Consider the following 26998-nt stretch of genomic DNA (forward strand, 5'->3'; position numbering starts at 1 on the left):
GGGCTAATCCTTGTTGTTGAGGAACAACACGTCCACTTCCTGCCCCGGCGCCACGTCCGTCACGTCCGACGGGACCACGATCAGGCAGTTGGCCTGTCCGTGGCTGCCCAGCAGGTGAGTCGGCTCACCACCATTCACCGCTCCGAGGGGATCCACCAGGAACTCGCGGGTCTCCCGGTCGCGCATCAACTGGCCGCGGATAAAGCCTCTGCGGCCAGGAGCCGAGGCGATGCCGGCGATCGTGCGGGCAGGCACCACACGGCGGGTGGCCTGACGGCGGCCACGGATCAGCTGCACCAGCGGGCGCACGATGACTTCAAAGGACACAAGGGCGGCAGAGGGGTTAGCGGGAACTAGGAAGGTCGGCACCTTGTCCTGCCCCAGCGTGCCAAAGCCTATGACTGAACCCGGGTGCATGGCGATGCGCTGGATGTCCATCTCCCCCATCTCAGAGAGGATTTCCCGCAGCTCGTCGCTGGCCGCGCCGCCCACCGCGCCGGAGATCACCACAACCTCGGAGCGCAACAGCTGGCTTTCCAGCACTTCGCGCATCTTGCGCGGTTCGCCGCCGAGGATCCCCACGCGGTGCACGTCCGCGCCGGCCTCGCGGGCAGCAGCGGCCAGGGCGTAGGAGTTCACGTCGTACACCTGCCCCACCGCCGGATCGCGGTCGATGTCTAGCAGTTCACGGCCGAAAGACAGCACAGACAGGCGCGGGCGCGGATAAACCAGAACCTTGGAACGCCCCACGGCAGCCAGCAGACCCACCTGAGCTGCGCCAATAACGGCGCCTTCTTCCACAACCACGTCGCCGGGCTGCACATCGGAGCCCATCCGGTGCACAAACTCGCCGGAAGCAATGGCCTCCAGTGGGCGGATCTTGCGGCCTTCTTTTTCCACCCAATCCAGCGGGAGTACTGAATCCGCCAGGGTGGGCAGCGGTGCGCTCATCTCCACCCGCACTGCCTGGCGCGGCTGCAAACGAATCGGGCGCAGGGAACCGGCGGTCACATCGCCGACGATCGGCAGGGTTTCCTTCACACCGCTGGTGTTCTCCGCGGCCGCGGCATCCTCCGGACCTCGGTCGGGGTCGCCACCCCGGGTGGCCGCCAGAGCCTGGCGGATATCCACGCTGCGTACGGCATAGCCATCGATGGCGGCCTGGTCGAATCCGGGCAACGGTTCGGCCCCTTCGACCCTTTCGGCGCAGCGCAGCCCCAGGGACTCGGTGATGGCGATGCGCACTGGCTCGGGGGTCACCGCCGCAGAGGTGATGATTGCCAGTTGTTCTTCGACCGATCGCATGTTTGCTGCCCCTAGTTTTCCTGGTTCAGGCGCTCCCGCAGCCAGGTCTTCAGGCTGGGGCCATATGTCTCATTCTGAAGCGCGAAATCGACACAAGCTCGAATGTACCCACCCGGGTTGCCTAGGTCATGGCGCAGGCCGTGGTGGACGATGATGTGCACAGGGTGGCCCTCGGTAATCATCAGCTCGATGGCGTCGGTGATCTGGATTTCCCCGCCCTTGCCCGGCTTCGTGCGGCGCAGAGCATCGAATACCTGTCGATCCAGCAGGTAGCGCCCGGTGGCCACAAAGTTGGACGGAGCGTCCTCGACGGCCGGCTTTTCCACCATGCCCTTCACAATCTTCACGTCGGCGTGGTCCGCCTCGTCAATCTCGAAGACTCCGTAGTTGCTTGTCTCCTCGCGCGGCACTTCGAAGGCACACAATACGGATCCGCCGTACTGCTTGCGCACGGCCAGCATCTTCTCCATCACGCCCATCGGCAACACCAGGTCATCCGGCAGCATGACGGCAAAGCAATCCTCGTCGTCATCCAGCGCATCTTCGGCCAGACCGATGGCGTGCCCCAGTCCGAGTGGCTTTTCTTGCTCGACAGCCACTACGTCGATCAGCCCATCGGTGGCGCGCACCTTGTTCAGCTGGTCGGTTTTGTTGCGCTGCTCTAGCGTGCGCTCCAGTTCTTCGTCGGTATCAAAGTGGCCGAGCACCCCGCCTTTTTTCGGAGCCGTCACGATCGCCAAGCGGTTCGCGCCCGCATCGGCGGCTTCCTTTGCAATCAGTTCGATCCCGGGAGTGTCCACGACGGGCAGCAGTTCCTTGGGAACGGTTTTGGTGGCGGGCAGAAAGCGGGTTCCAAGCCCGGCAGCTGGAACTACGACGGTACGCAGTGCTGCTTGCTCGGACGTGGAGATCGTAGGGCTAGAAGTCATGCCGGAATAGTAGCGCTTTAAGCTCCGGGTTTCGTGCTCTACACACCACTTAAGGAGAGTTTTCTTCTGCAGTATGCTTTTAGGCGATGACCACCCCCGCTGACCTGAAGAAGCGCGCCCGCTCCCGAGTGCGAGCTGCCCGCGCCGGCCGCGTCGACGAGCGTTCTTTACGCGACCGAAGCATTCAGACTCACCTATTGGACGCTCTCGCGGAACTCCCCAGCACGCCTTCCATCATCGGCGCCTATGTCCCCCTCTCCAATGAGCCGGGTGGTGCTGATCTTCCTGATGTCCTGGCGCGTACCAGAGCGCGGGTGGTGCTCCCTCGCGTTGTTCGTGGTGACGCCCCTAGTCTTGAATGGATCGAATATCAGCCGGACAACCCAAACCTCGTCGAGGGTACGTGGGGAATCCTCGAGCCGGTGGGGGAACCATTAATTGAATCGGATAGTTCGGATAGTAATGCAACTCACACTTTCCCAGCGTGCGCAGATGTAATAGTGACACCTGCACTATCGATTGATTATCATGGGACACGGCTCGGACAGGGCGGTGGTTTCTATGATCGAACTCTTGCCAATCGCCCGTCGCATGTGAAGGTATGGGCTGTGGTAGACCACGAAGAATTCACCCGTGAGGTTCCCTGCCAAGACCACGATCTGGTCGTAGACGCTGTAATCAACGATCTCGGATACTTCCCCATTTTTTAGTCGCTTTGCAAAGTCTGCGCTAGGTCGCGGACAAGAAAGGTCTTTTGCACCATGCTTGAAGGTTTTAAGAAGTTCATCATGCGCGGCAACGTCATGGAACTTGCCGTAGCCGTCATCATCGGCGGTGCCTTCACCGCCATCATCACCGCTTTCACCAGCGGCATCGTCGAGCCCCTCCTGGCCGCAGTGGGTGGCTCCCCCGAGTTCGGCCTGGGCTTCCACCTCCGCGAGGGTAACGACGCTACGTTCGTTGACATCGGAGCTGTCCTAACCGCCGCCGTCAACTTCCTGATCATCGCTGCCGTCATCTACTTCATCATGATCATGCCGATGAACAAGCTGGCTGACCTGAACGCTCGCCGCAAGGGCATCGAGCCGGAGGAGGCTGCAGCTACTGAGACCGAGCTGCTGGCCGAGATCCGCGACCTGCTGGTAGAGCAGCGTGGCGGCGAGGCAGAGCCGACCGGCAAGCACGCAGAAAACTAACGTGCCCCAGCCCCGCTAGCACCAGTGCGGCGGGCGCTGTTCCTCAAGGAAGCGGCGCTCCTGCTCTGCGGAAGGGCGATCGTCACCCCACTCATCCCGTGAAGGGCTTGAGTGGGGTTTGTTTTTGCCGGGGGCAATGACGTCAATAAAAGAAGAACCCGAACTCCCAGCTTGGCCGGCCTTTCCTACCTTGCCGTAAAACCTACGACGACGGCGACCCGGCTGGCTCTCACTTGAGTGGCCGGTGCTCATTCTAGGCTCGGTTGTTCATATCGTCGACAACGTGACGCACCAAAGGCCCGAGAGTGGCCATGCCATCGCGGATCGCGCCGCGGGACCCGGCAATATTGACCACCACGGTCGAACCCGAGATGCCTGCGACTCCGCGGGACAGACCCGCATCCAAGGAGTTAGCCGCCAAACCGGAAGCGCGCAGAGCCTCCGCGATGCCCGGGACCTTTCGGTCCAGTTCAGCGCGGGTGGCCTCCGGAGTCTTATCGCGCGGGCCGGTACCCGTACCACCGATCGTGACGACGAGATCGGCACCGCCGACCACAGCGGTCTGGATGACCTTGCGGATTGCGGACTTGCGGGATTCGACGTTGAGCACGGCATCGACGAGGAAGCCTTCCTCTGCCAGCAGCTCTGCAACCAGCTCGCCGTTCTTGGCCTTTTCTTCCGGAAAGTCAGTGACCAGCACAACCATGGCGTGCAATGGCGGCTCGTCGCTGAGCTGCTCCCGGCTGCGCTCCTGGGCATCCAGAGAGTGGAACAGTGCGTCGTCCGGCTCCGGGATTTCCTCTGCCAGACGGTCCACCTGCGCGTGATCGACGGAACTCATGGCCATAACTTCGCTGATGTCCGCAGACCCTTCTTTAGCCTTCCGAGCTGGCACGGCGATCCTCCTGAATCGATAATCGGATGTAACTAATAAAATATCCCGTTCGCCCTCTGCTGTACAGACGAACGGGAATATGGGTTTACTCGGCGGCGGTGAGCGTCAGCTCGACCTCCCGCTCCTCGCCATCGGGGCCGTCCTTGACCTTCAGCTTGACCTTGTCGCCCACGGCGTGCGAACGGATGGCTGCGATCAGTCCCACGCCCGAATCGACGCGCCGGTCATCCACGTGGGTAACAAGATCGCCCTTCTTCAAGCCTGCCTTGTCCGCGGGGCTGTCCTTGTTCACATCCGCGATAACGGCACCGTTCTCGCTAGAGCGTGTATCGACCTTCGCTCCGATGATCGGGTGCTCGGCCTTGCCGTTATCAATTAGCTGCTTGGAGATGCGCTCCGCCTGGTTGATCGGGATGGCAAAGCCCAGGCCGATGGAACCGGCCACTTCCCCACCACCGGTCGAGGCGATGACGGAGGGAATGCCGACGAGCTTGCCCTCCATGTCCACCAAGGCACCACCGGAGTTACCGGGATTAATGGAGGCGTCAGTCTGGATCGCATCGATGAGGGAGGCCTCTCCGCCGTCCTCGCCAGTAGCCTGGACGGGGCGGTTCTTCGCTGAAACAATGCCGGTAGTGACCGTGGCTGACAGCCCCAGGGGGGAACCGATCGCCATCACGTCCTCGCCGACATTCACCATGTCCGAGTCTCCAAACTCGATGGGTTGCAGGTCCGTGACGTTCTTTGCCTTGATAACTGCAATATCCGTGGGCTGATCGGCGGCAACCAGATCTGCCTCGAGGGTACGGCCGTCGTTGAGAGTAACTTCCATCTTCGCGCGACCGTCCTCGGCACCCGCGACGACGTGGTTGTTCGTGAGGATCAAGCCGTCTGAGGAAATAACTGAACCAGAGCCTTCTTCCCCGCCCCGAGATGTCATAACTCGGATTGAAACCACAGCGGGCAGGACCTTGTTGGCAATGTCGGTCGTGCTGCCCGGCTTTACCGGGTTGGAAGCCTTCCTATCCTGCGAGGACTTGCCAGAATTGTTGGAGTTATCGAAGGAAGATGTGGCGTTGTTGCTGGCCTGGTTGCCGTTGATCGAGTCCATGCCCACATATGTGACGGCGGAAGCAACAACAGCGCCCGCCAGTAGCAGCGCCGCAACGGCCGGGGTGGACCAGCGCTTCTTTTCCTGCGGCTGGCTGCTCAGCTGAGACTGGTACGGGTCCGTGAAAGGCTCCTGTCCAGGCCCCGGCGGCGGGGTCAGCCCCTGCGGCGGCTCTGGCTGCTGTGGACTTTGTTGCTGCGGGAATGGCTGTGAGCTCGGAGGTGTCGCCTGCTGTGCCGGCGGTGCAGGTTGCTGAGGCTGCACCGCCGGACCTACCTGTGTAGCCGGCTCCTGCGTCTGCCCCTGCAGAGCGTCCCAGCGCATGTGGTCCCGGCGAACTCCACCCAGCGGCTCGCCGCCCCCTCGCACCGGCTTCTGGCCACGGTTAGAAAAATTCGGTTCGCCGGGCATCCGCTGCCCGTCCCCCGAGTTGTTCTCGCCCATATTGTGTTTCCTTTCGTCCATAGCGACCAGTATGTCCGTTATGTATGTAATTCAGCACTGCGAATGCTGTAGTTTTTCTGCCAGTTTAAGGAAAAACCTTAGAGAAAAGTTCCCGACCCCCCGCCTGGATCCAGCTAACTCGGCTCCCCCGGCAGCACCGCACGCATCAGGGCGCCGCCGTCGTCCGACTCGTCGGCCACGATCACCCCGTGGTGCCTCTCGATGACCTGCTTGACGATCGCCAACCCCAGGCCGGAGCCAGGCATTGAACGCGCCTGGATCGAACGATAGAAGCGGTCAAAGACATTTTCGCGATCCTCCTTCGGAATGCCAGGGCCGGAATCCGCCACTCGAATCTCCACTTCCTGGTGTGCTGTGGCGACGGTATCGAAGCCTGTGGCGTCACCTTCCTCAACAACAATCGGCTGCATCCACACGCGCACCACACCGCCCTCCGGCGACCACTTTGCGGCGTTGTCCAGCAGATTCAGCAGTGCGCGCGACAGGGCGAAAGCATCTCCCCGCAGGTGCCACTCAATCAGGTGCGTATCGAAGATCACGTCCGGACGGCGCCGCTGCACGCGCTCGATGCCCAGGGTGATGAGTTCGGAGATCTCGACGATGCTTAGAACCTCCGGGTTGGAGTCCTCGCGGGCAAGGTCCACCAGGTCACCAATCAGTCCACTCATCTCGTCGATCTGCGCGATCACGTCGCGCTCTAAGTCCTTGAGGTCTTCCTCGCTGATGCCGGGGCCTTCGCCGTCTTTTGTTTGTGACGCCAACATCAGCAGCTCCACGTTTGTGCGTAGCGAAGTCAACGGTGTCTTGAGCTCATGCGAAGCATCCGCAACGAGGTTCTTCTGCTTCGTCTGCGCCTCCTGGAGCGCATTCATCATGTTATTGAACGAATTCGTGAGGGACCCGAGCTCATCATGGGAGTAGACGGGGATCTGGCGCAGCTCGCCGGTACGGGAAACCTCGTCGGCAGCTCGGCGGAGGCGAGTAATCGGCTGAATGCCGGAGTTCGCAATTGCGATGCCCGCGATGATGGAGGCGATGAAGCCGGTCACCGATATCAGAATCAGAACCAACCAGAGGGATTCCAGCGTCTGGTTCGTAAAGGCAATATCCAAGCGCAGCACAATCACGCGACCGTCGAGGGCGCCGATGGCGAAGCTTCGCTTGTCGCCTTCTGATTCGAAGGTATAAGGGTCGTCGCCAACAAGGACGGCTATCTCGTTGGGGCTGAGAATGCCCTCGAACTTGTGGACTGCCGCTTGCCGCCCCGCCTGGTCGGCGGGCACGACGAGGACACTCATGTTGTTATCGGAGTCGAGAAAGCGGGGACGGTAGTCATCGCCCTCTCCGGTCTCGCTGACTGGGAACTCAAAGCCCGAGTCGATATAGGCTTGCGCCTGCGTCTGCAGCGTCTTATCCATCTCCTGCGACAGCACCTGCTTCACTGTGGCGTAGGAGGAGGTGGTGATGATGGCGATACATAGCATCACCACCATGGCGGTGAGGGCGGCCAGTCGGGTACGCAGAGATAATCCACGCACTGAAAAACGGAGGGACTGGATCAGCCGGTCCCTCCTGCTCTCTCCTCGAGTATCCGCGCCCCTGTTCTCGGCTGAGGCGTGCTCGGGCTCTACCGCGAGGTAACCCTCCGGGAGCCTACGCAGGATCACGGTGCGGTCTCACGCAGCGCGTAGCCCACCCCACGAACAGTGTGAATCAAACGAGTCTCGTTGTTGGCCTCCGTCTTACGGCGCAGGTAGCCGATGTAGACTTCCAGCGCGTTTCCGGAGGTTGGGAAGTCATAACCCCAGACCTCTTCCAGGATGGTATTGCGGGAAAGCACCTTGCGCGGGTTGTTCATCAGCAGCTCCAGCAGGGCGAACTCCGTGCGGGTCAAGCTGATCTGTCGGTCGCCGCGGAAAACGTCCCGCGTCTCCGGGTTCAGGGTCAGATCCTCGAACCTCAGTGGCTCGTGCGCCTCCCCTTCCTGGATCGCGGGGCGCGCCGCGCGGCGGAATAGCGAACGGGTGCGAGCCAGCAGCTCCTCCAGAGCAAAAGGCTTGGGCAGGTAGTCATCTGCACCGGCATCCAGGCCGGCGACTCGCTCCTCTACGGAATCACGGGCGGTCAGCAGCAGGATCGGCAGGTCATCGCCGTGGCTACGCAGCTCGCGGCATACGTCCAGGCCGTCCTTCTTGGGCATCATCACATCGAGGATGGCCAGATCCGGTCGTTCGTCAGCGATGAGCTTAAGGGCCTCCTCGCCGTCCGTTGCCAGGACGACGGTGTAGCCGTTGAAGATCAGGGAACGGCGCAGGGATTCGCGCACGGCCTGATCATCATCTACAACAAGAATCTTCATGCACTCCATTGTGCCTATGATTCTGTAATCACGCCTGCGCGCCACAACATTTTTAAGAAAAGCACAGGATTTCTTAGGCCTAGTTTGCATACGCAAAACCCCGCCACACGGGCATGTGTGACGGGGTGCGCTACTGGGCTCGTATTAATCCAGGTCGATGAGACCCAGCTGAGCTGCCTTCACCAGGCGGCGAGGAATCTGAACATCCTGGCCCTGAACCTTAACGTGCTGCAGAGCAACGTTGTCGGCCTTCCACTGGGAACGGCGGGAGTGCGTGTTTGCACGGGACATACGGCGCTTCGGAACTGCCATTGTCTTCTACCTCCTTATTAAAGGTGTGAAATAGGTTTCTTGTGATCTTCTTTGTGTGAAGAGGTCTTACTTCTTCTTGCGGCGGGTCATGTTGCCGTAGCGGCGCTGGAACTTCTCCACGCGGCCGGCGGTATCCATAACGCGCTGAGCGCCGGTCCAGAAGGGGTGGGACTCGCTGGTCACGTCAACGACGATGAGCGGGTACTCGTTGCCGTCTTCCCATTCAACGGTGCGGTCGGAGGTAGCAGTGGAGCGAGTGATGAACTGGTGGCCAGTGCTCGCATCCTTGAAGACTACGGGGTGGTAGTCGGGGTGGATATCCTTCTTCATGGTTTCCTCTTATTCCCTTAGGTACGTGTACATCAGGTCGGTCCCGTGCGTTACTTGCGCGGGTCGTGCCTGAGTCGGGTCATAAAAAGCAGCGCGCCTTCTTCTTACTGACGCCCTTTAGGCCAGCCCGCTAAGCAGGTGGATTTTGGGCGTGACAAAGTCGGTCGCACAACGAAGAATTATCATAGCGAAAGAGAAGGCCATAAAGAAAATCGCGTTTCCCGAGCTGGGATGGGGCCAACTGGGGCGTAGGGCGTCAAGAACAGCGATTAGGTTATGGCGCAGCGGTGCTGTAAAGTTAGCTCCCGCTGTTGTCTATGTAAACGTCATCGCCGGACAGATTTTAGGCTAGATACGCTAGATGCAGCGCCCCACCACCTAGAGCTCTTGGCCCGTCTAACCATGGGTTTTGGAAGTGCGCGGCGCAGGCACCTGAGATCTCCGGCGGAAGGAGAAAACCCATGTCGGCATATTGCCAGGTCACGGGACGCAAGCCGAGCTTCGGCAAGTCTGTGTCCCACTCGCACCGCCGCACGAACCGTCGCTGGAACCCGAACATCCAGCGCCGTACGTTCTACTTGCCCTCTGAGGGCCGTTCCATCACACTGAACGTGTCCACCAAGGGCCTGAAGACCATTGACCGTGACGGCATCGAGTCTGTCGTTGCCAAGATCCGCGCCCGTGGGGAGAAGATCTAACTATGGCACGTAACGATATCCGCCCAATCATCAAGCTGAAGTCTACGGCTGGCACCGGTTACACCTACGTCACCCGTAAGAACAAGCGCAACAACCCGGATCGCATCACTCTGAAGAAGTTCGATCCGATTGCCCGCAAGCACGTCGAATTCCGCGAGGAGCGATAGTTTATGGCTAAGAAGTCCATGATCGCGAAGAACGAGCAGCGCAAGGAAATCGTCGCCCGCTACGCGGAGCGTCGCGCTGAGCTCAAGAAGATCATCAAGAACCCGAACAGCACCGACGAGGAGCGCCTGGATGCACAGTGGGAGCTGAACCGTCAGCCCCGCGACGCTTCCCCAGTTCGCGTCCGTAACCGCGATGCAGCTGATGGCCGCCCGCGCGGCTACCTGCGTAAGTTCGGCCTGTCCCGTGTACGTGTCCGCAACATGGCTCACCGCGGTGAGCTGCCGGGCGTACGCAAGTCCAGCTGGTAAGGGGGAGCTTTCACAATGAAGCGCACCAACATGAAGAAGGCGCGGATGGAACAGTCCCGCCGCCCGAAGAAGAACCCGCTCAAGGCCGAGGGCATTGAGACGGTTGACTACAAGAACTACGACCTGCTGCGTAAGTTCATCTCTGAGCGTGGCAAGATTCGCTCTCGCCGCGTGACAGGCCTGACCCCGCAGCAGCAGCGTCAGGTTGCCACCGCCGTGAAGAACGCGCGCGAGATGGCCCTGCTGCCCTTCCACAGTCGCTAAGCCGCTGTGCCCTTTCGGGCTAGCAGCGAAAGGCTGCGGCCTGGAGACGTTTAACAGACACGATCAAGACCCACCGCCCCGTGCGAAAGCGCGAGCTAGGCGGCGGGTCTTTTTCGTGCCTTTGGCCACCCGTTCGGCAGCCTGTCTACTTTCTTCGCTAAGCTTGCACAGTAAAACTCTTACGCGCTCCCCTTGCCCGCCGGGTTGAGAAGGGGCGCAGACACATTCGGACGCAAGCCGAACAACAGTTAGGAAGCCTGCAGTTGAGCAATAACAACAACTATCCCAACGGCGACTTTGGTTCCAATGATCTGCCGGATTACAACAGCTACACCGGCGGAAACGCCGGCGACTCCAACCCCTACGAGCAGACCGGTTACGGCGCTGAGCAGGGTGGCTACGGCGCCGGCAACTACGGCGCCGGCGATCCCAATGCTTATGGCGCGCCCGCATTCCCGAATGCTGCGGCCAACAACGGTGCCATGTTCGGCAACAACCGCCCGGGCGCCTGGAAGCGCCTTCTGGCGCTCATCATCGACAGCCTCTTGGTGCAGGTGGTTATCGGCGGCATTGTGATGTTCGCTATCGCTGGTCAGGATCTCATGGACTGGTTCCAGGCCACTGTCAATGCAGAATCTCCGGATGCCGTGGATGTCCCCTACCCGACCACCAAGGTGATGATCTCCAGCATCATCATGCTGATCGTCTGGTTGGCCTACCGTGTTTTCATGGAATCCAAGAAGGGAGCTACCCTCGGCAAGATGGCTATCGGCGCCCGTGTGATGTCCGCCGACGGGCAGAACATCCAGCCGGTCGAGTCGCTGAAGCGCAACGGCTGGTACATCATAGGCGCGATCCTGGGTATGATCCCGAACGTGGGTGCTTTCGCGCAGGTGGCTATCTATATTGCCGTGGGCGTGACCATTGGCCAGAGCCCGGAGAAGCAGTCCTTCACCGATAAGTTCGCCAACGCCTATGTGGTGGACAAGTCCGCGTACTACGGGGTTAACTAAGGTCGCGACTACTGCGCTTAAGGCGCAAACACCTAAGATAGCCCCATGTTGAACGTCCTCTCCGGCTTTGCCGTCGTCATCTTCGTCATAGCGATCGGCTTCGGAGTAGGGCGTCTTCGGCTTTTAGGCCCCAATGCGGTCTATACCCTGAACATGTTTGTGTTCTGGATCGCGCTGCCCTGCACGCTGATCACGTTCATGTCAAAGACGGACATTGCCCAGCTATTCGGTCCAAACCTTCTGGTCGTGGCGCTGTCCACGCTCACCACGGGCTTCTTGGCATTCCTCGGCTATCGCTGGATTACGCGACGGTCCATCGAGGATTCCATCATCGCGATGCTGGCCTGCACCTACTGCAACGGCTCCAACCTGGGCATCCCACTAGCCGCCCATTTGATGGATGACCCCACGCTTACCCTCCCAGTGATCCTCTTCCAGGTCGGCTTCTACGGCCCGCTGAGCGTGCTAGCCCTGGATATGCGCACCGGCAAGCAGGCCACGAGCTTTGTGCGCTCTACTCTGCTGACGATCTTGAAGAACCCTCTGATCATCGGCGCCACCATCGGCATCGTCATCTCTCTTCTGCAGCACAACACGAGCTTTATCCTGCCGACGATTGTCGCGGATCCGCTGGGGATTATCGCGGACGCCACCGTCGGCTGCGCACTGATCGCCTTCGGCATGTCCATGGCGGAGGTGCGCGTGCTCCAGCCCGGACTGTCGCCCCGTCGCTCCGTATGGGCGGCGTCGTTTGTCAAGACCGTCGTGCACCCCGCCATCGCCGCGTTCTACGGTGTCTTTCTTTGTGACGCCTCGTCCCAGTTGCTTTTGGCCATGGTTCTCCTGGCGGCTCTTCCGACCGGGCAGAACGTCTTCACGTACGCCCAGCGTTTCGGTGTGAATAAAGTTTTAGCCCGAGACACCGCGGTGGTTTCCACGGGGCTCGCGCTACCAGTGATGGCGCTGATTATGGTGTTTCTAAGTTTCTGATAGTTCGCTCATGCTTAGGCCTAGCACTCCGACGAAAAAGACGAAGTACAGGATGATAAGGGCAGCGGATACCACTGCAGATGCAATGGCTAGGTTCTTCGCCTTGTCCGACGCATCCTGTGCACCTGCATAGTCACCGCGGTACCAGCGGCTTTCTACTTGCGAGGAGTAGTAAATACCTACTGCGCCGAGGGGCAGGCAGCACAAGATTGTCGTTAGAATCGTCGCCCACATCCAGTTATCCGGCGGGGTGCTACCCACGCCCGGCTGGTAATTCTGACCCAGCTGCGCGCCGTAGCCGGCGGATTGATTCGGGTAACTGTTGTTCTGATAGCTGCCGTAACTCGGGGGCTGGTTCTGGCTCGGGTTCTGGTTGTACCCGCTGTTGTATGGGTAGCCCTGGTTTCCCTGCTGGCCGAAAGGGTCCTCGTTGGAAGGGTTCTGATCGTATGGGTTGGTCACTAGCTTCCTCGGCTGACTTCTTGGAGTTGGTTGGTAAATGAAATACGTCATTAAAATACCAAAGCAGCGCAGAATGTTCCCGGATCGAAAGAATTTATACGCGCAATTCTAGAAACGGCGAGAACGGCAGGATGCGCGCGATGAACCATAGTCCGATCACTATTCCCACCGCCATGGGTGCGCGCCGGAAATGCTCCCAGTTGGGGATTCGTTTCCCCCATGACCGTGCGGTCCACGCCAGCCAGCTCCAGATCAAGAGGACGACGGCGAAGATCCCAACCGCGTTGTAATGCAGAGCTGCGCCGAAGTCTCCCTGGACAAGCGCCTGGATCATGCGCATCGAACCGCAGCCGGGACAGTTGAATCCGAATAGCGCCTTCGTGGGGCATTCTGGGATCACCCCACCCGGGGTCTGCGGATCGGCTGCGGCTATGGCGCAGCACGCACATACCGCTGCCGCGCCGACGGCCAGCGGCAGCAGCTTTGCAAAAACCCCGGTAGCCGCGCCGATGCCAGTACGGTCGCCGCTACCCGAACGGAGGCCTAGCGCCACAGCAGCAGCGCGTCACCCTGACCGCCGCCGCCACACAGGGAAACGGCAGCCTTGCCGGAGCCGCGGCGCTTCAGCTCGTGTGCCGCGTGAACCACCAGACGGGCACCGGAGGCGCCGATCGGGTGGCCCAGGGAGATGCCGCCGCCGTGGATGTTGGTCTTCTCCAGCGGGTAGTCGAGGTCCTTGATGGACTGTGCGACAACGGAGGCGAACGCCTCGTTGATCTCCAGGAAGTCCAAGTCGCCGGCCTCCCAGCCGGCCTTCTTCAGTGCCGCGGCGGTGGCCTGCGACGGCTGGGAGTGCAGCTTGGTATCCGGGCCGGCGGTCTGGCCGTACTCGCCCAGGGTGGCTAGGATCTCCAGCCCCTTGGCCTCAGCGTTCTCGCGGGTGGTCAGCACCACGGCTGCCGCACCGTCGGAGATCTGGGAGGCAGAGGCGGCGGTGATGGTGCCGTCCTTCACGAAAGCCGGACGCAGCTTCGCGAGCCCCTCAGCGGTAGTACCGGGCCGGATGCCCTCGTCGGTGGAGACGGTCACGGTCTCCTTGCGCCCCTTTACCTCGATGGAGACGATCTCATCGTTGAAGACGCCGTCGTTGGTCGCGGCCTCGGCCAGCTGGTGGGAGCGGGCAGCGATCTCGTCCTGCTCCTCGCGGGTGATGCCGCGCTCGGCGTTGCCCTCGTCGGTCTCCAGCCCCATGGCGGTGCCCTCGTTCGGGTCGGACAGGCCGTCGCGCTCCAGGGAGTCCTGCAGCGCCAGGGAGCCGTAGCCCTTGCCCGCGCGCACGCCCGCGGCGACGTGCGGGGCGTTCGTCATGGACTCCTGACCGCCGGCGACGACGATGCTGGCGTCACCCAGGCGGATCAGGCGGGAAGCGTTAATCACGGCATCCAGGCCGGATAGGCACACCTTGTTCACCGTCATAGCGGGAACGTTCATCGGGATGCCTGCGGCCACCGCGGACTGCTTCGCGGGGTTCTGTCCGGAGCCCGCCTGCACAACCTGGCCCATCAGTACGTAATCCACGGCATCCGCCGACACACCGGAGCGCTCCAGTACAGCCTTGATGGTCTCTGCGCCCAGATCGACTGCACTCTTCTTCGCCAGCGCGCCGAGCATGCGTCCCTGCGGGGTGCGTGCTGCGCCTACAACGACAATGTCCTTCGGGTCTTCCTGCAAGGTCATCTGATAAATCCTAACTTTCGAAACTAGTGGCGTCATCGCTTAAAAAGCCTTCGTTGTGCCCTCAAGTATGGCACGAACAATGGCCCAGCGAGGCCGATTGGGGGTCTACCCCAGCGCCGTCCTAAACGGCACTGCGGTCTTTTCTTCTACCTCTTCTGTAGTGACGCCAGGTGCCAGCTCCACCAAGGTCAATCCACCTTCGTCACGATCGAAAACGGCCAGATCCGTAATGATCCGATCGACCACGCCGAGGCCCGTAGTTGGCAGCGTGAGCTCCTCGATGAGCTTCGGCTCCCCGGTCTTGGTGGTGTGATCCATGAGGACGATCACCCGGCGCGCGCCGACGACCAGATCCATGGCGCCACCCATACCCTTGACCATCTTGCCGGGCACCATCCAGTTGGCGATGTCGCCGCGGGCGTTAACTTCCATGGCGCCCAGGATGGCGACGTCGATCTTGCCCGCGCGAATCATGCCGAAACTTAAGGCGGAATCGAAGTAGCTGGTGCCGGGCAGTGCCGTCACCGTCTCCTTGCCCGCGTTGATGAGGTCCGGGTCGGCGTGGCCCGCTTCCGGGTAGGGGCCGATACCTAGCATGCCATTTTCCGATTGCAGGGAAACGGTCACTCCCTCCGGCACATAGTTCGGCACCAAGGTGGGCATGCCGATGCCCAGGTTTACGTACTGGCCATCCTCGAGCTCCTGGGCGGCACGGGCGGCCATTTCTTGCCTGGTCCAGCCGGTCATCGCACGGTCTCCTTTTCAATCATCTTGTCGGCTGCCTGTTCCGGGGAAAGCTCCACGATTCGATGGACGAACACACCGGGCAGGTGAATGTCATCCGGGTCGAGTTCGCCGACCTCCACAACCTTTTCGGCCTCCACGATGCAAATCTTGCCGCTCATGGCAGCCAGGGGGTTGAAGTTGCGGGCAGTCTTAGCGAAGCGCAGGTTGCCGTCCTTGTCGGCTACGGCGGCGCGGACCAGGCCAAAGTCGGCGCGGATGGCGGTTTCCAGCACATAGTCCTCGCCGTCGATGGTGCGGGTTTCCTTGGCCGGGGAGGCCACCTCCACTTTGGTCTTGTCCGCCTGATCGTACTTCCACGGCATGCCGCCCTCGGCGACGAGCGTGCCCACGCCGGTGCGGGTGAAGAAGGCGCCGATGCCGGAGCCGCCGGCGCGCAGCCGCTCGGCTAGAGTGCCCTGCGGGGTGAGCTCTACCTCGAGCTCGCCGTCTAGGTACTGGCGGGCGAACTCCTTGTTCTCGCCGACGTAGCTGGCCACGATGCGACGTAGCTGGTGGTTCGCCAGCAGCAGCCCCAGGCCGCGGCCATCCAGGCCGGCGTTGTTACTTACCGCTTCCAGGTCTTTGACCTGCGTGCGGCTGAGTTCCTCGAGCAGGACCTGCGGGATGCCGCACACCCCGAATCCGCCGACGGCCAGGGTGGCGCCGTCTGTAATGTCAGCGATTGCCTCCGCGGCAGTGCGCAGTTTTGAATGATGTGGCGCTGTGGTGCTCACGGTTGCTTCCTTTCTGTTTGGGTCAGTATGAGCAGTTTGGGCTGTTGCTTACTTCTGGTAGATCCCGAGCAGCTCCACCGCGTGCTCGCGCAGCTCGACCTTGCGGACCTTGCCCGAAAGCGTCATCGGGAAGGAGTCCACGCATTCGACGTACTTCGGGATCTTGTGGCGGGTCAGGTCGCCAGCGCAGAACTCACGAACTGCTGCCTGATCCAACGGTTCGGCGTCCTCGCGCATGATGATGAAGGCCATCAGTTCCTCGCCGTACTTCTCGTCCGGTACGCCGACGACCTGCACGTCGGAGATGTCCGGGTGCGCCATGAGGAACTCTTCGATTTCCCGCGGGTAAAGGTTCTCGCCACCGCGGATCACCATGTCCTTCGCTCGTCCCGTGATGCGTGCGTAGCCTTCCTCGTCCATCGTTCCCAGGTCGCCGGAGTGCATCCAACCGTCCTCGTCGATAGCATCCGCCGTCTTGCCGGGCATGTCCCAGTAGCCCTGCATCACCAGGAAGCCACGGATTAGGATTTCGCCCTGCTCGCCACGCTTCACGGTCTCGCCCGTCTCGGGGTCCACGATCTTCACTTCGATGTGCGGGTTGGGACGGCCGACGGTGCCCACGCGCTTCTCAATTGGGTCATCCACCAGCGTCTGGTGGTTCACCGGAGAGGTTTCCGTCATACCGTAGGCGATGGTGATCTCGTTGATGTTCATGATGTCCATCACCTGCCGCATCGTGCGAGTTGGGCAGGCGGTGCCGGACATGATGCCGGTGCGCAGGCTGGAAAGGTCATAGGTCTTGCCCTTGGCCTTGGAGTGTTCGATCTCGTCGAGCTCCGCCATGAACATCGTCGGCACGCCGAACAAGCTGGTGGCCTTGCCGTGCTCGACGGCCTCCAGCACCGACTGCGGGTTGAACACCGGGCCGGCGATGATCGTCGTTGCGCCGTGGGTGATAGCACCCAGGTTGCCCATCACCATGCCGAAGCAGTGGAAGAAAGGAACGGGGATGACGACCTTATCCTGGTCGGTGTACTGCAGGGTCTCCCCCACCAGGTAGCCGTTGTTCAGAATGTTGCGGTGGGTCAGGGTGGCGCCCTTGGCCATGCCGGTGGTGCCGGAGGTGTACTGGATGTTGATGGGATCGTCCGGGTGCAGCTGCTCGCGCACCGGGTTCAGGTCCAGGATCGCATGGTTGGCCAGCTCGTCCCAGCGCTCGGAGCCGAAGAAGATCGTCTCCTTGTAGTTGTGGCGGCTGAACTGGCTTTCCGCCGCGTCAATCATCGCGCGGTAGTTCGAGTCCTTGAAGCGGCCCGCGGAGAACAAGCCCTTCACTCCGGACTGGCCCATGGCGTAAACCAGCTCCTTGTGGCGGTAGGACGGGTTGATGCAGACCAGGATCGCGCCGATCTCAGCGGTGGCGAACTGCACCAGAGTCCACTCCCAGCGGTTGGGCGCCCAGATGCCGATGCGGTCGCCCTTGCGGTAACCGGCAGCATGTAGGCCGGAGGCCAGGCGCTGCACCTTGCGGTAGAACTCCGTATAGGTCAGGTGTACGTCGCCGTAGAAGTCGATGATCGCGTCGTGGTCCGGGTACTCGGCCACGATGCGGGCGAGGCACTGGCCGATGGTCTCGTCCAGCAGGTCTACGTCGGTACGTCCAACCTGGTGCGACAGGGTGGGGTCCAGGTCCGCCGGGTCGGAAATAACAATCGGACGGTCGTTGCGAGTCGGGGTAGTCATGGTTATCAACCTTTTCGTTGGAAAGGGATCTTGCGTTGGAGTTGAAGCAGTTTGGAGTAGGTAGAGAGGGAAGAATTTCAGGAAACTAGCGAATCCTGGCAGCAATCACCTCGGCCTGGCGCAGCAGGGGCGCATCGATCATCTGGCCGTCCAGCGCAAACGCCCCGGAGTTCTCGGCCGCCCCTTCGATGACCCGGCGCGCCCAGGTGGCTTGCTCCTCGGTGGGCGCGTAGGCCTCGCGGATGACGGGCACCAGGCCGGGGTGGATCGAAACGGTGGCGGCGAAGCCACTGGCGGCTGCATCGATGGCCTCGGCGCTAGCACCTTCCGTATCCTTCGTGTCCGCGTGGATGGAATCCAGCGCCACGATGCCCGCCGCGGCTGCGTGCAGCAGCACCATTGCACGGGTCAGGCGCGGGACCTCGCGGTAGCCTCCCGGGTGGCCGGACGGCCCGCCACCGGGGGTGGGAACTTCCCCGGCACCGTAGCGGGAGCTCGTCCCACCGAGTGCCGCAGTGAGGTCCTCGGCACCCCAGAACAGGGCCATCACCTGCGGGTCTGCGGCGATCTCCGCGAGGTTCACCACGCCCCTGGGGGTTTCGATCAGGGCGATTGCGCGAAAGTCTTCGGGAAGCGCACGGCGGTTGGAGTCGGCGTCACCAAGGACGAGAGCGCTTTCCACCTTCGGCACCATCACGGTCCTAAACGGCGAGTCCGTGACGGCGGCAAGGTCCGCGGCGAAATCGGGCGAATCGGTGGGGTTAATGCGCACGATGGTGCGCTCCGGGTCTAGGTCCGCGTGGATTACGTTCTGCCGAGCCTCGGCGCGGTTTTCGGCGCGGCAGCCGTCCTCGAGGTCGAGGATGACCATGTCGGAGCGGTCAGCGGCCTTGGCGAAGCGCTCGGGGCGGTCGGCCGGGGCGAACAGCAGCGCGGGACCCTGTGGTAGCCATGCGGTGTTAGACCATGCAGTGTTAGACATCGTCACCCGAGCTTTCCGGCGCGCACTGCATCAGCGTCTTGCGCGTGGCCTTGCACACGATGGTGCCGTCCTGGTTGCGCCCGATGTGCTCCAGCTCCACGATGCCCTGCCCGGGGCGCGACTTCGACAGTCGCTTACCCACGCAGCGCGTTTCGGCGTACAGGGTATCGCCGTGGAACATGGGCGCGGGGAAGGAAATCTCGCTAAACCCCAGGTTGGCCACGATGGTGCCCAGGGAAAGCTGGCTGACGGACAGGCCCACCACCGTGGACAAGGTGAACATGGAGTTCACCAGCCGCTCGCCACCGAAGCCATCCTGCCTGGCGGCCCATGCCGCGTCGATGTGCAGCGGCTGGGTGTTCATGGTCATGGTGGTGAACAGGGTGTTATCCGCCTCGGTGACGGTACGCCCGGGTTGGTGCCGGTAGACCACACCCTCGGTGAACTCCTCGAACCATAGGCCGCGCTGCACAACTTGTTTTTCTGCGCTCATTGTCGCTGGTCTCCTATACTTTTCGCTTGCTTGCTGATGCTTTTTGTTGACGCCTTCTCGTCCCCGCGCTGCGTAGGGGGTGGCTTATACGCCCAGGGCTCGGGCGATGAGCATTTGCTGCACCTCGGTGGTGCCCTCGCCGATCTCGAGAATCTTGGAGTCGCGGTAGTGGCGGGCAACGCGGTATTCGTTCATGAATCCGTAGCCGCCGTGGATCTGCGTTGCATCGCGGGCGTTATCCATCGCCGCCTCGGAGGCGACCATCTTGGCGATGGAGGCTTCCTTGCTGAAGTTCTCCCCCGCGGCCATTTTCGCCGCCGCTGCGTACCAGGCCTGGCGGGCGGTCCAGGCGCGGGCCTCCATGCGGGCGATCTTGAAGCTGATGGCCTGGTACTCAGAGATCGGCTTGCCGAAGCTGGTGCGCTCCTTGGCGTAGCGCACGCACTCGTCCACGCAGCCCTGGGCGGCACCCGTGGCCAGCGCGGCGATGGCGATGCGTCCTTCTTCGAGGATGGACAGGAAGTAGGCGAAGCCGCGGCCGCGCTCGCCGACGAGGTTCTCCTCCGGCACGCGGACGTTGTCGAAGGTCAGCGGGTGGGTGTCGGAGGCGTTCCAGCCGACCTTGTTGTACGAGGGCTCGGCAGTAAAACCAGGAGTGCCGCTGGGCACGATGATGGCGGAGATCTCCTTCTTCCCGTTCTCCCGCTGGCCGGTGACGGCGGTGGCGGTGACCAGGGAGGTGATGTCCGTGCCGGAGTTGGTGATGAACTGCTTGGAGCCGTTGATGACCCATTCGCCGCCGTCGAGCTTAGCGGTGGTCTTGGTGCCGCCAGCATCCGATCCGGCCTCGGGCTCGGTCAGGCCGAAGCCCGCCAGGTTCTTGCCCGCCACCAGGTTGGGTAGGTAGGTCTCCTTCTGCTTGTCGCTGCCGAAGCGGTAGATCGGCATGATTCCCAGGGAAACTCCGGCCTCCAGGGTGATGGCGACGGACTGGTCTACGCGGGCAAGCTCTTCCAGAGCCACGCCGAGGGCCATGTAGTCGCCGCCCATGCCGCCGTATTCCTCGGAGATCGGCAGGCCGAACAGCCCCATTTCTCCCATCTGGCGGACAACATCGTAGGGGAAAGTGTGATCGCGGTCGTGCTGGGCGGCGACGGGGTCGACCACGCGGTTGGCGAAGTCCTCCACCGCGTCACGCAGCTCGTGCAGCTCGTCGGAGAGGTAGGGGTTGCGGTTCTTGGTGCTCTGGCTCATGGTTTCGGTCCTCTTTCTGGGTTGGGTGTTTGGGTTGGGTGTCTGGGTTAGGGAGATACGTGTGAAGTGAGGTTTCTAGCTGTCGGCGGTATCGGCGCTGTCGGCGACGATGACCTCCGCCAGCACCTCTCCGGTGCCGACCTTCTGCCCGACGGTGGCGTTAATCTTGACCCGTCCGCCGCAGGTGGCCTCGAGGGTGTGCTCCATCTTCATGGCCTCGATGACGATCACGGGCTGGCCCTCGGTGACCTCGTCGCCATCGGCGACTTCCACGGCGATGACCGTGCCAGGCATGGGGCTTAGAATGTCCGGCGACTCCTCCGAGCTGGCTTCCGCGTCGTTCGCAGTGCCGGAGAACACCTCCACTACGTGCGTGCCGTGCGGGCCGGTGATGCTGCCGTTGGCAGTGGCGCTCCACTTTTCCGCCGAGCCGCCGTCGAAGGAGAGCCGCCATTCGGTGGCGCTACCCTGCGGGTTGGCGACCACCTGGATGCTCCTGGTCTCGGGCTGCACTGGCGCGTCCTCGTCGTCACCGCTGGTCAGCGGCGTGAGCTGAACCTCCCAGCTGCCGTCGTTGTACTCCGCGCGGGCTTCCACCGGCGCCGCAACGCCGCTCGGATCCGCCAGCACCAGCCGCAGCGGAGCGCGGTGCCCAGCGCCGCGCCAACCGTCGCGGGCGGTCCACACACTGCCCAGCGGGGATGCGGTTGGCTTTGTTTCGGACGCCCCCTCGGCCCCACCGGCCAGCGCCCCAGCCAGGTGCAGCAGTGCAACGGCGAAGGTATCCGCGGGAACCTCGCGGGGCTCGAAGTCCTCCACAATGGAGTCCAGCAGTCCGGTGTGCAGATCCCCCGCCACGACTTCCGGGCGGGTGACCAGGAAGCGGTTGAAGTCGATGTTGGTGGTCAGACCCTCGATGCGAGTGTGGGAAAGTGCCTGGTCCAGGCGCTCCAGGGCTGCTTCACGCGTGTCGGCATGGGTGATAATCTTCGCCAACATTGGGTCGTAGTCGGAACTGACCTCTTGGCCCTCCACCACGCCGGCGTCCACACGAACCCTTTCCCCGCGTGGCCAGGAAAGACCCGTGATTAAACCACCGGTGGGCAGGAAGCCGGCGGCGGCGTCTTCGGCATAGACGCGCGCCTCCACCGAGTGGCCGTTGAGCTGCACGTCGTCCTGTGTAATTGGCAGGGCCTCGCCGCGAGCCACGCGGATCTGCCACTCCACCAGGTCGCGTCCGGTAACCATTTCCGTGACTGGGTGCTCGACCTGCAGGCGGGTGTTCATCTCCATGAAGAAGAAGCGCTCGGGCTGCTTAGCGGAGACGATGAACTCCACGGTGCCCGCGCCGCAGTAGCCGCAGGCTCGGGCTGCATCACAGGCGGCCTCGCCGATCTCCTGCCGGGTCATTTCGTCCAGCAGGGCCGACGGCGCCTCCTCGATAACCTTCTGGTGGCGGCGCTGCAGCGAACACTCGCGCTCGCCCAAGTGGATGACGTTGCCGTGGGAATCGGCGACGATCTGCACCTCGATGTGTCGGGGCGTGTCCACGAAGTGCTCCAGGAACAGAGTGTCATCGCCGAAAGAGCTGGCGGCCTCTCGGCGGGCGGAAACCAGCGCACTGGCCAGCTTCTCCGGCTCCTCCACCAGGTGCATTCCCTTGCCGCCACCGCCGGCGGAAGGCTTGATCAGCACCGGGAAACCCACCGAGTCGGCAGCGTCGATGATCTCCTGGTCAGTCAGGTTCGGCCGGGAAATCCCGGGTACGGTCGGCACGTCGCGGGATTCCACGGTCGCGCGGGCGGTGATCTTGTCGCCCATCTTGTCGATAGCGCCAGCGGGCGGGCCGATGAAGATTATCCCCTCGTCCTCGCAACGCTTTGCAAAGGTCGCATTCTCCGAGAGGAAGCCGTAGCCGGGGTGGATGGCGCCGGCGCCGGTCGCCTTGGCGGCGTCAATAACCTTATCGATGTTTAGGTAAGACTCCGCAGCGGCGGCAGGACCCAGGCACACGGCCTTGTCGGCGGCGTGCACGTGCGGGGCGGCGGAGTCCGCCTCGGAATAAACGGCCACGGCCTTCAGCCCCATGCGATGCACGGTGCGGATCACACGCAGCGCGATTTCGCCGCGGTTGGCGACCAGCACCGTATCGAACGGGCCGGTGAGAGCATGTGTGTCACTCACGTCAGTATCTCTTTCTTGTGGTGGGTACGTAGGTAGCTTGAACAGGAGTTACATGCGGAATACGCCGAAGCCGGTTTCCTCGCGCGGAGCCTGGGCGCAGATGTCGAGGGCCATGGCGAGGGTGCGGCGGGTGTCCGCGGGGTCGATGACCCCGTCGTCCCAGAGGCGCGCGGTGGAGTACCAGCAGGTGGATTTCTCGTCGAACATCTCGCGGATGGGAGCCTCGAAGGCCTCTTGCTCCTCGGCCGACCATTCCTCGCCCCGGCGCTCGATCTGCGCGCGGCGGACGGTGGAGAGGGTCATAGCCGCCTGGGGGCCACCCATCACTGCGATGCGCGCATTCGGCCACATCCACAAAAAGCGCGGCGAGTAGGCCCGCCCGCACATCGAGTAGTTGCCCGCGCCGAAGGCAGCGCCGGTGACGACGGTGAGCTTGGGCACCGATGCGGTGGCCACGGCGTTCACCATCTTCGCCCCGTGCTTCGCGATGCCGCCCTCTTCGTATTGACGCCCCACCATGAAGCCGGTGGTGTTTTGCAGGAAGATGATGGGGATGTTCCGCTGCTCGCAGAGCTCGATGAAGTGTGCGCCCTTCATGGCGGCTTCGGCGAAGATGATGCCATTGTTGGCGATCACTCCGACCTGGTGGCCTTCCAGCCGGGCGAAGGTCGTGATGATGCTGTTGCCGTATTCGCTCTTGAACTCCGACAGGCTGCCCTCGTCGCACAGGGTCTCGATGACCTCGTGCGCATCGTAGGGAATCTTCGGGTCAGTGGGCACAATGTCGTAGAGGTCCTCCTGCGGGCGCGGAGCCGGTACGGGGGCGCTGCGCTTCCAGGGGGTCGGCTTGGATTCCGGCAGAGTCTCGACAATGTTGCGCATGATCCGCAGCGCGTCCTCGTCGTCGGCTGCCAGGTGATCCGTCACGCCGGAGATCCGGGAGTGCATCGCGCCGCCGCCGAGCTCCTCGGGGGTTACGTCCTCGCCGGTGGCGGCCTTTACCAGCGGTGGGCCGGCCAGAAAGATGGTGCCCTGGTTTTCCACGATGATGGTCTCGTCGCTCATGGCGGGAACGTAGGCGCCACCGGCAGTGCAGGAGCCCATCACGGCGGACAGCTGCGGGATGCCCTTGGCCGACAGGTTGGCTTGGTTGAAGAAGATGCGGCCGAAGTGGTTGCGGTCCGGGAACACGTCATCCTGCTGCAGCAGCATCGCGCCGCCGGAGTCCACCAGGTAGATGCACGGCAGATGGTTCTGCTCGGCGATCTCCTGAGCACGGAGGTGCTTCTTCACGGTCATCGGGTAGTAGGTGCCGCCGGAGACGGTGGCGTCATTAGCGGCGATCAAGCACAGGCGACCGCTCACGAGCCCGACTCCAGCGACGATGCCCGCAGCCGGCGCCTTACCGTCGTACATTTCCTCGGCGGCCAGCGGCGCGATCTCCAGGAACGGGCTGCCGGGGTCCAGCAGCAGGCGGATGCGGTCACGTGGCAGCAGCTTGCCGCGGTCGGTGTGGCGCTTGCGGGCCTTCTCCCCTCCTCCGGCCTGAGCACGGGCTAGGCGCTGGCGAAGCTCTTCGACGAGCTCGCGGTGGCTCGGGATTTCGCGGGTGGTAGCACCGCGGGGCTTGGCCGGATCTGTCGCTTGGGTGGTTGCAGTATCCACGTATGCAGCTCCTTGGAAGATGACGGAAGGTGGCGAAATGCGAGTGCCGAAGAGCCGTCGAGCGCCCGACACTTCAGTTTCAGTTACAAGCGATTAACTAACTTGTTGCCGTCACCTTAAGTGACCTAGACCACTTTTGCTAGTGAATCTAAAAAGTTTCCCCTCTTTAACCACCCCCGAAAGCGGTACCTGCCTACGACAGCCCCACCGCCGCGCGCGCTGCAGCCGCAGCCTGCCGCCGTACCAACACAGTAGATGCCCAGCCGTGCGTCAACTCCGAGGAGTTAATCATCCCCACCACCAGCTGCGCAGTGATACGCCCTGCCTCCCCCTTGTAGCGCGCGTTCATCTCCCCCAACGCCTCCGCAAACATCTTCAAATAGCTTCCCTGGGCGGAACGCACGCGCCCGCGCCCCTCCTCCCCCATGCGGAAAAGTTCGCGATTATGCAGGCGAATTAGCTCCGGCTGGGACAGCGCAAAGTCCACCTGGAAGTCGATCAGCACCGCCAGGCGCTCACGCGGATCTTCCAGGCCGTCGACGATTTTGCGCGCTTCGGAAAGCAGGTGTTCCGAGATGCCTGTCATCAGTTCCGTCAGGATCTCTTCCTTACCGGAAAAGTGCCGATACACCGCCGGTCCAGAAACTCCTACAGCGTGCCCGACTTCTTCCAGGCTCGTTCCGTGGAATCCCTTGTTGGCCATGATCGTAGCAGCGGCGCGCAGTAGCTCCACCCGTCGCTGCTCCTTTGCCGCGGCACGTGCAGACAGGCCTTCCGTGGCGGGCTCAGCTAGATAATGAGAACGCATAGCCAACACCCTACTGGTTAAGCGTCGCTAACTGAATACGTTCTCCGCGATTAGCAGGCTGCCTCCGGCAGACTGTCCACCTTCGACCGCAGAAACTCCGCCGCAGCAGTCAGCTCCGCTTGTCCGGCCTCGTAGCTACCATCCGGGCTTTCCACTGCGATGGCAACGGCCACATAGCCCGAGCCCCCAGACCTCGGGATTAACCCGAACTGTCGCAGCCCAGATACGCCCGCGGCGTTCGGCCCCCAGCCGCCCTTAAAAATCGCGCCCGGGATCGTCCCCAGCCCGTAGCCACCTCCATTGCCGATGTTGCCCATGGCGGAAACCACCGGCTCGGCCCCTTGAATACACCGCAGGTGGGAGGCGAAATCTGCCTGCGCGCTCAGCGACCAATCGCTCTGCCCGAAGGAGCTAAACCCCGGGCGCACCACTTGTGACTCCACCCTTGCGCTACTATCACCCTCGCGGATCACTGCGCCGGTCGCCTCCGCTGCCTGCTCCGGGGAGCCCAGCGAGCCCCACAGCGTTTCCGCCGCCGCATTGTCCGAATTCTGTATCGCCTGCGTCATCACGTCCTGGAAGCTCGGGTCATTCCGCAGCGCAGCTATCGCAATCGGTACCTTCACGGTTGACCACGGAGCCACAGCCGTTTCCCCCGCGCCATCCATTCCGGCCACTGCGATGGTCGCGGCACCGTCGTAGTCAAGTTCCCCGCGCTGCCCTTCCTGCGGTTTTTCTGGTGTGGACGCCCCAGTGGTCGGCTGCGGGCCGCGGGACTTCGGCTTCCCGTCCTGTTGGGCTGGACTGGACTGGTTGGACGGGTTGGCCTGGCCGGACCCGGTGGCGCCATCCTTTTCCACATCCCCAATCGTGCACCCCGCAACGGCAACGCTCGCAGCGCAGAGCACGGCGGCGGCCAGACTGCGGCGAAGCGAGCTGAGCCTAGGAGATGTAAACGATGGCATTGTTGCCTCCCGTGCAGGTCACGTACTCACCGTTATCCCTGCACTTCATGGAGTAGGTCTGCCCCGTGACGGACGAATACGCGGAAACGGTACCGTTCATCCTGTCGGTATCCAGGTAGTGGGACACAAAAGCATCGCGTACGGCTACTGCGAAAGGCTTAGAAGTAAGGTCGCTGCCGGTGTAGACGCTGTTGAAGTCGCCCGCAGGCTTGCCTTCCTCAGCTGCGCTGTTGGCCGGCACTGCGCCGGAGGGCAATTTCGGATGAGCCGGGCGGGACTCTTCGTCGTCCGTGGCTTCTTCCTCGTCGTCGGTTACGGCGTCTTCGCCTTCCGCGGCCGCATCCTCGTCGTCAGCGCTTTCGCCTTCTTCGCCCTGCGACTGGGAGGAGCTGCTCGCAGCCTTGTCATTCTTGCCATCTGTGCCGTCCTTGTCCCCAATCCAGCCCATGTAATATGCGGCACCCGCGACCAGGGCAAGGGCAAGGAGCACGGCCAGCACGACACCTAGGATCGGCAGGAACTTGCTTTCCTTCTCCGGCTCCTGCGGGTAGGCGTACTGCTGGGCTTGCAGGTTGGGCTGGTATTGGGGTTGCGGGGGCTGCTGATACTGCTGCCCCTGCAAGTTCTGCTGCTGATTCTGGGGCGGCTGCGCCCCCGAACCGCCGCTCTGTTGCGACGGCACCTGCCACTGATTCTTCCCCGTGCCCTGCTCGTTGTGGCGGTACTGCGGCGGCTCCGGCTGATCTGGGTTGTTCTTCCCGACTCCGGGATCAGTGGGGTGCTCGTTAGACATAACCAGGGAACTCCTGCATTGAAACGTCTTGGAATTATTAAAACTAATT

At 62.4% G+C, this 26998-nt stretch carries 30 protein-coding genes; 8 read left to right on the top strand and 22 right to left on the bottom strand.

Going from position 1 to position 26998, the window contains the following annotated elements:
* Positions 1-3 precede the first annotated feature (3 nt).
* Together glp and MHX63_RS04605 are read right to left on the bottom strand one after the other, a co-directional pair.
* Positions 4-1305, bottom strand: coding sequence for a gephyrin-like molybdotransferase Glp (glp, locus tag MHX63_RS04600; RefSeq protein ID WP_239387442.1), 1302 nt, complete (start codon positions 1303-1305; stop codon positions 4-6).
* 11 nt (positions 1306-1316) lie between these two features.
* Positions 1317-2234, bottom strand: coding sequence for a UTP--glucose-1-phosphate uridylyltransferase (locus tag MHX63_RS04605; protein ID WP_239387443.1), 918 nt, complete (start codon positions 2232-2234; stop codon positions 1317-1319).
* An 86-nt stretch (positions 2235-2320) separates the two neighbouring features.
* Here MHX63_RS04605 and MHX63_RS04610 point away from each other — a divergent pair, with 86 nt between their 5' ends.
* Positions 2321-2944: a 5-formyltetrahydrofolate cyclo-ligase gene (locus tag MHX63_RS04610; protein WP_239387444.1), complete on the top strand. Its 624-nt coding sequence runs from the start codon at positions 2321-2323 to the stop codon at positions 2942-2944.
* A 51-nt stretch (positions 2945-2995) separates the two neighbouring features.
* The gene (gene mscL / locus MHX63_RS04615; RefSeq protein WP_239387445.1) at positions 2996-3430 is read left to right on the top strand and encodes a large conductance mechanosensitive channel protein MscL; all 435 of its coding nucleotides are present in this window, start codon (positions 2996-2998) and stop codon (positions 3428-3430) included.
* 253 nt (positions 3431-3683) lie between these two features.
* Here the strand turns inward: mscL and MHX63_RS04620 are convergent, their stop codons facing one another.
* The 6 genes from MHX63_RS04620 to MHX63_RS04645 all read right to left on the bottom strand — a co-directional run bounded on the left by MHX63_RS04620 (position 3684) and on the right by MHX63_RS04645 (position 8902).
* Positions 3684-4325, bottom strand: coding sequence for a molybdopterin-binding protein (locus MHX63_RS04620; RefSeq protein WP_239387446.1), 642 nt, complete (start codon positions 4323-4325; stop codon positions 3684-3686).
* A gap of 85 nt (positions 4326-4410) precedes the next feature.
* Positions 4411-5880 (bottom strand): S1C family serine protease, encoded by a 1470-nt coding sequence (locus tag MHX63_RS04625; protein WP_239387447.1) that lies wholly within the window; start codon positions 5878-5880, stop codon positions 4411-4413.
* 134 nt (positions 5881-6014) lie between these two features.
* Positions 6015-7439, bottom strand: a complete 1425-nt coding sequence (locus MHX63_RS04630; protein ID WP_239387448.1) for a HAMP domain-containing sensor histidine kinase — start codon at positions 7437-7439, stop codon at positions 6015-6017.
* A gap of 125 nt (positions 7440-7564) precedes the next feature.
* Positions 7565-8260, bottom strand: a complete 696-nt coding sequence (locus tag MHX63_RS04635; RefSeq protein ID WP_034988140.1) for a response regulator transcription factor — start codon at positions 8258-8260, stop codon at positions 7565-7567.
* Positions 8261-8404: 144 nt separating this feature from the next.
* Positions 8405-8572, bottom strand: coding sequence for a 50S ribosomal protein L32 (gene rpmF / locus MHX63_RS04640; protein ID WP_011273951.1), 168 nt, complete (start codon positions 8570-8572; stop codon positions 8405-8407).
* Positions 8573-8638: 66 nt separating this feature from the next.
* Positions 8639-8902, bottom strand: coding sequence for a type B 50S ribosomal protein L31 (locus MHX63_RS04645; protein WP_005293662.1), 264 nt, complete (start codon positions 8900-8902; stop codon positions 8639-8641).
* Between the two features lie 461 nt (positions 8903-9363).
* Here MHX63_RS04645 and rpmB point away from each other — a divergent pair, with 461 nt between their 5' ends.
* The 6 genes from rpmB (at position 9364) to MHX63_RS04675 (ending at position 12343) form a co-directional block, all read left to right on the top strand.
* Complete coding sequence (gene rpmB, locus MHX63_RS04650; RefSeq protein WP_005293665.1) at positions 9364-9600, top strand: 50S ribosomal protein L28; 237 nt, start codon at positions 9364-9366, stop codon at positions 9598-9600.
* Between the two features lie 2 nt (positions 9601-9602).
* Entirely contained in the window at positions 9603-9767 is a 165-nt protein-coding gene (rpmG, locus tag MHX63_RS04655; protein WP_005279910.1) for a 50S ribosomal protein L33, read from the top strand.
* Between the two features lie 3 nt (positions 9768-9770).
* On the top strand, positions 9771-10076 hold the full coding sequence (gene rpsN, locus MHX63_RS04660; protein WP_005293669.1) for a 30S ribosomal protein S14: 306 nt from the start codon (positions 9771-9773) through the stop codon (positions 10074-10076).
* A 15-nt stretch (positions 10077-10091) separates the two neighbouring features.
* Positions 10092-10340, top strand: a complete 249-nt coding sequence (rpsR, locus tag MHX63_RS04665) for a 30S ribosomal protein S18 (RefSeq protein WP_005293672.1) — start codon at positions 10092-10094, stop codon at positions 10338-10340.
* A gap of 263 nt (positions 10341-10603) precedes the next feature.
* On the top strand, positions 10604-11353 hold the full coding sequence (locus MHX63_RS04670) for an RDD family protein (protein WP_239387449.1): 750 nt from the start codon (positions 10604-10606) through the stop codon (positions 11351-11353).
* A gap of 45 nt (positions 11354-11398) precedes the next feature.
* Positions 11399-12343 (top strand): AEC family transporter, encoded by a 945-nt coding sequence (locus MHX63_RS04675; protein ID WP_239387450.1) that lies wholly within the window; start codon positions 11399-11401, stop codon positions 12341-12343.
* On the opposite strand, the gene MHX63_RS04680 is transcribed toward MHX63_RS04675, so the two are convergent.
* From MHX63_RS04680 to MHX63_RS04745, 14 genes are all read right to left on the bottom strand, one after another.
* Positions 12332-12805, bottom strand: coding sequence for a CD225/dispanin family protein (locus MHX63_RS04680; RefSeq protein ID WP_239387451.1), 474 nt, complete (start codon positions 12803-12805; stop codon positions 12332-12334). The two genes, MHX63_RS04675 and MHX63_RS04680, sit on opposite strands and share 12 nt — an antisense overlap.
* Before the next feature lie 94 nt (positions 12806-12899).
* Positions 12900-13358: a DUF2752 domain-containing protein gene (locus MHX63_RS04685; RefSeq protein WP_239387452.1), complete on the bottom strand. Its 459-nt coding sequence runs from the start codon at positions 13356-13358 to the stop codon at positions 12900-12902.
* Positions 13349-14542 (bottom strand): acetyl-CoA C-acetyltransferase, encoded by a 1194-nt coding sequence (locus MHX63_RS04690; RefSeq protein WP_239387453.1) that lies wholly within the window; start codon positions 14540-14542, stop codon positions 13349-13351. Before MHX63_RS04690 ends, MHX63_RS04685 begins: the two co-directional genes overlap by 10 nt.
* 105 nt (positions 14543-14647) lie before the next feature.
* Positions 14648-15289, bottom strand: coding sequence for a CoA transferase subunit B (locus MHX63_RS04695; protein ID WP_034988126.1), 642 nt, complete (start codon positions 15287-15289; stop codon positions 14648-14650).
* A complete protein-coding gene (locus MHX63_RS04700; RefSeq protein WP_239387454.1) occupies positions 15286-16062 on the bottom strand; it encodes a CoA transferase subunit A in 777 nt (258 codons plus the stop codon). Before MHX63_RS04700 ends, MHX63_RS04695 begins: the two co-directional genes overlap by 4 nt.
* Before the next feature lie 48 nt (positions 16063-16110).
* Positions 16111-17805 carry an AMP-binding protein gene (locus tag MHX63_RS04705; RefSeq protein WP_239387455.1) on the bottom strand — a complete coding sequence of 565 codons (1695 nt, stop codon included), beginning with the start codon at positions 17803-17805 and terminating at the stop codon, positions 16111-16113.
* A gap of 85 nt (positions 17806-17890) precedes the next feature.
* Positions 17891-18787, bottom strand: coding sequence for a CoA ester lyase (locus MHX63_RS04710; protein WP_239387456.1), 897 nt, complete (start codon positions 18785-18787; stop codon positions 17891-17893).
* Entirely contained in the window at positions 18780-19280 is a 501-nt protein-coding gene (locus MHX63_RS04715; protein ID WP_239387457.1) for a MaoC family dehydratase, read from the bottom strand. Before MHX63_RS04715 ends, MHX63_RS04710 begins: the two co-directional genes overlap by 8 nt.
* A gap of 84 nt (positions 19281-19364) precedes the next feature.
* Positions 19365-20534, bottom strand: coding sequence for an acyl-CoA dehydrogenase family protein (locus MHX63_RS04720; RefSeq protein WP_239387458.1), 1170 nt, complete (start codon positions 20532-20534; stop codon positions 19365-19367).
* A 75-nt stretch (positions 20535-20609) separates the two neighbouring features.
* On the bottom strand, positions 20610-22718 hold the full coding sequence (locus MHX63_RS04725) for a biotin carboxylase N-terminal domain-containing protein (RefSeq protein WP_239387459.1): 2109 nt from the start codon (positions 22716-22718) through the stop codon (positions 20610-20612).
* A 48-nt stretch (positions 22719-22766) separates the two neighbouring features.
* A complete protein-coding gene (locus tag MHX63_RS04730) occupies positions 22767-24383 on the bottom strand; it encodes an acyl-CoA carboxylase subunit beta (protein ID WP_370644102.1) in 1617 nt (538 codons plus the stop codon).
* A 193-nt stretch (positions 24384-24576) separates the two neighbouring features.
* Positions 24577-25191, bottom strand: coding sequence for a TetR/AcrR family transcriptional regulator (locus tag MHX63_RS04735; RefSeq protein WP_239387460.1), 615 nt, complete (start codon positions 25189-25191; stop codon positions 24577-24579).
* A 50-nt stretch (positions 25192-25241) separates the two neighbouring features.
* Complete coding sequence (locus MHX63_RS04740) at positions 25242-26051, bottom strand: hypothetical protein (RefSeq protein ID WP_239387461.1); 810 nt, start codon at positions 26049-26051, stop codon at positions 25242-25244.
* Between the two features lie 82 nt (positions 26052-26133).
* Positions 26134-26949 carry a hypothetical protein gene (locus MHX63_RS04745; protein ID WP_239387462.1) on the bottom strand — a complete coding sequence of 272 codons (816 nt, stop codon included), beginning with the start codon at positions 26947-26949 and terminating at the stop codon, positions 26134-26136.
* Between the last annotated feature and the right edge of the window lie 49 nt (positions 26950-26998).

It is taken from the genome of Corynebacterium sp. ACRQK (assembly GCF_022345965.1).
Taxonomy (GTDB): Bacteria; Actinomycetota; Actinomycetes; order Mycobacteriales; family Mycobacteriaceae; genus Corynebacterium.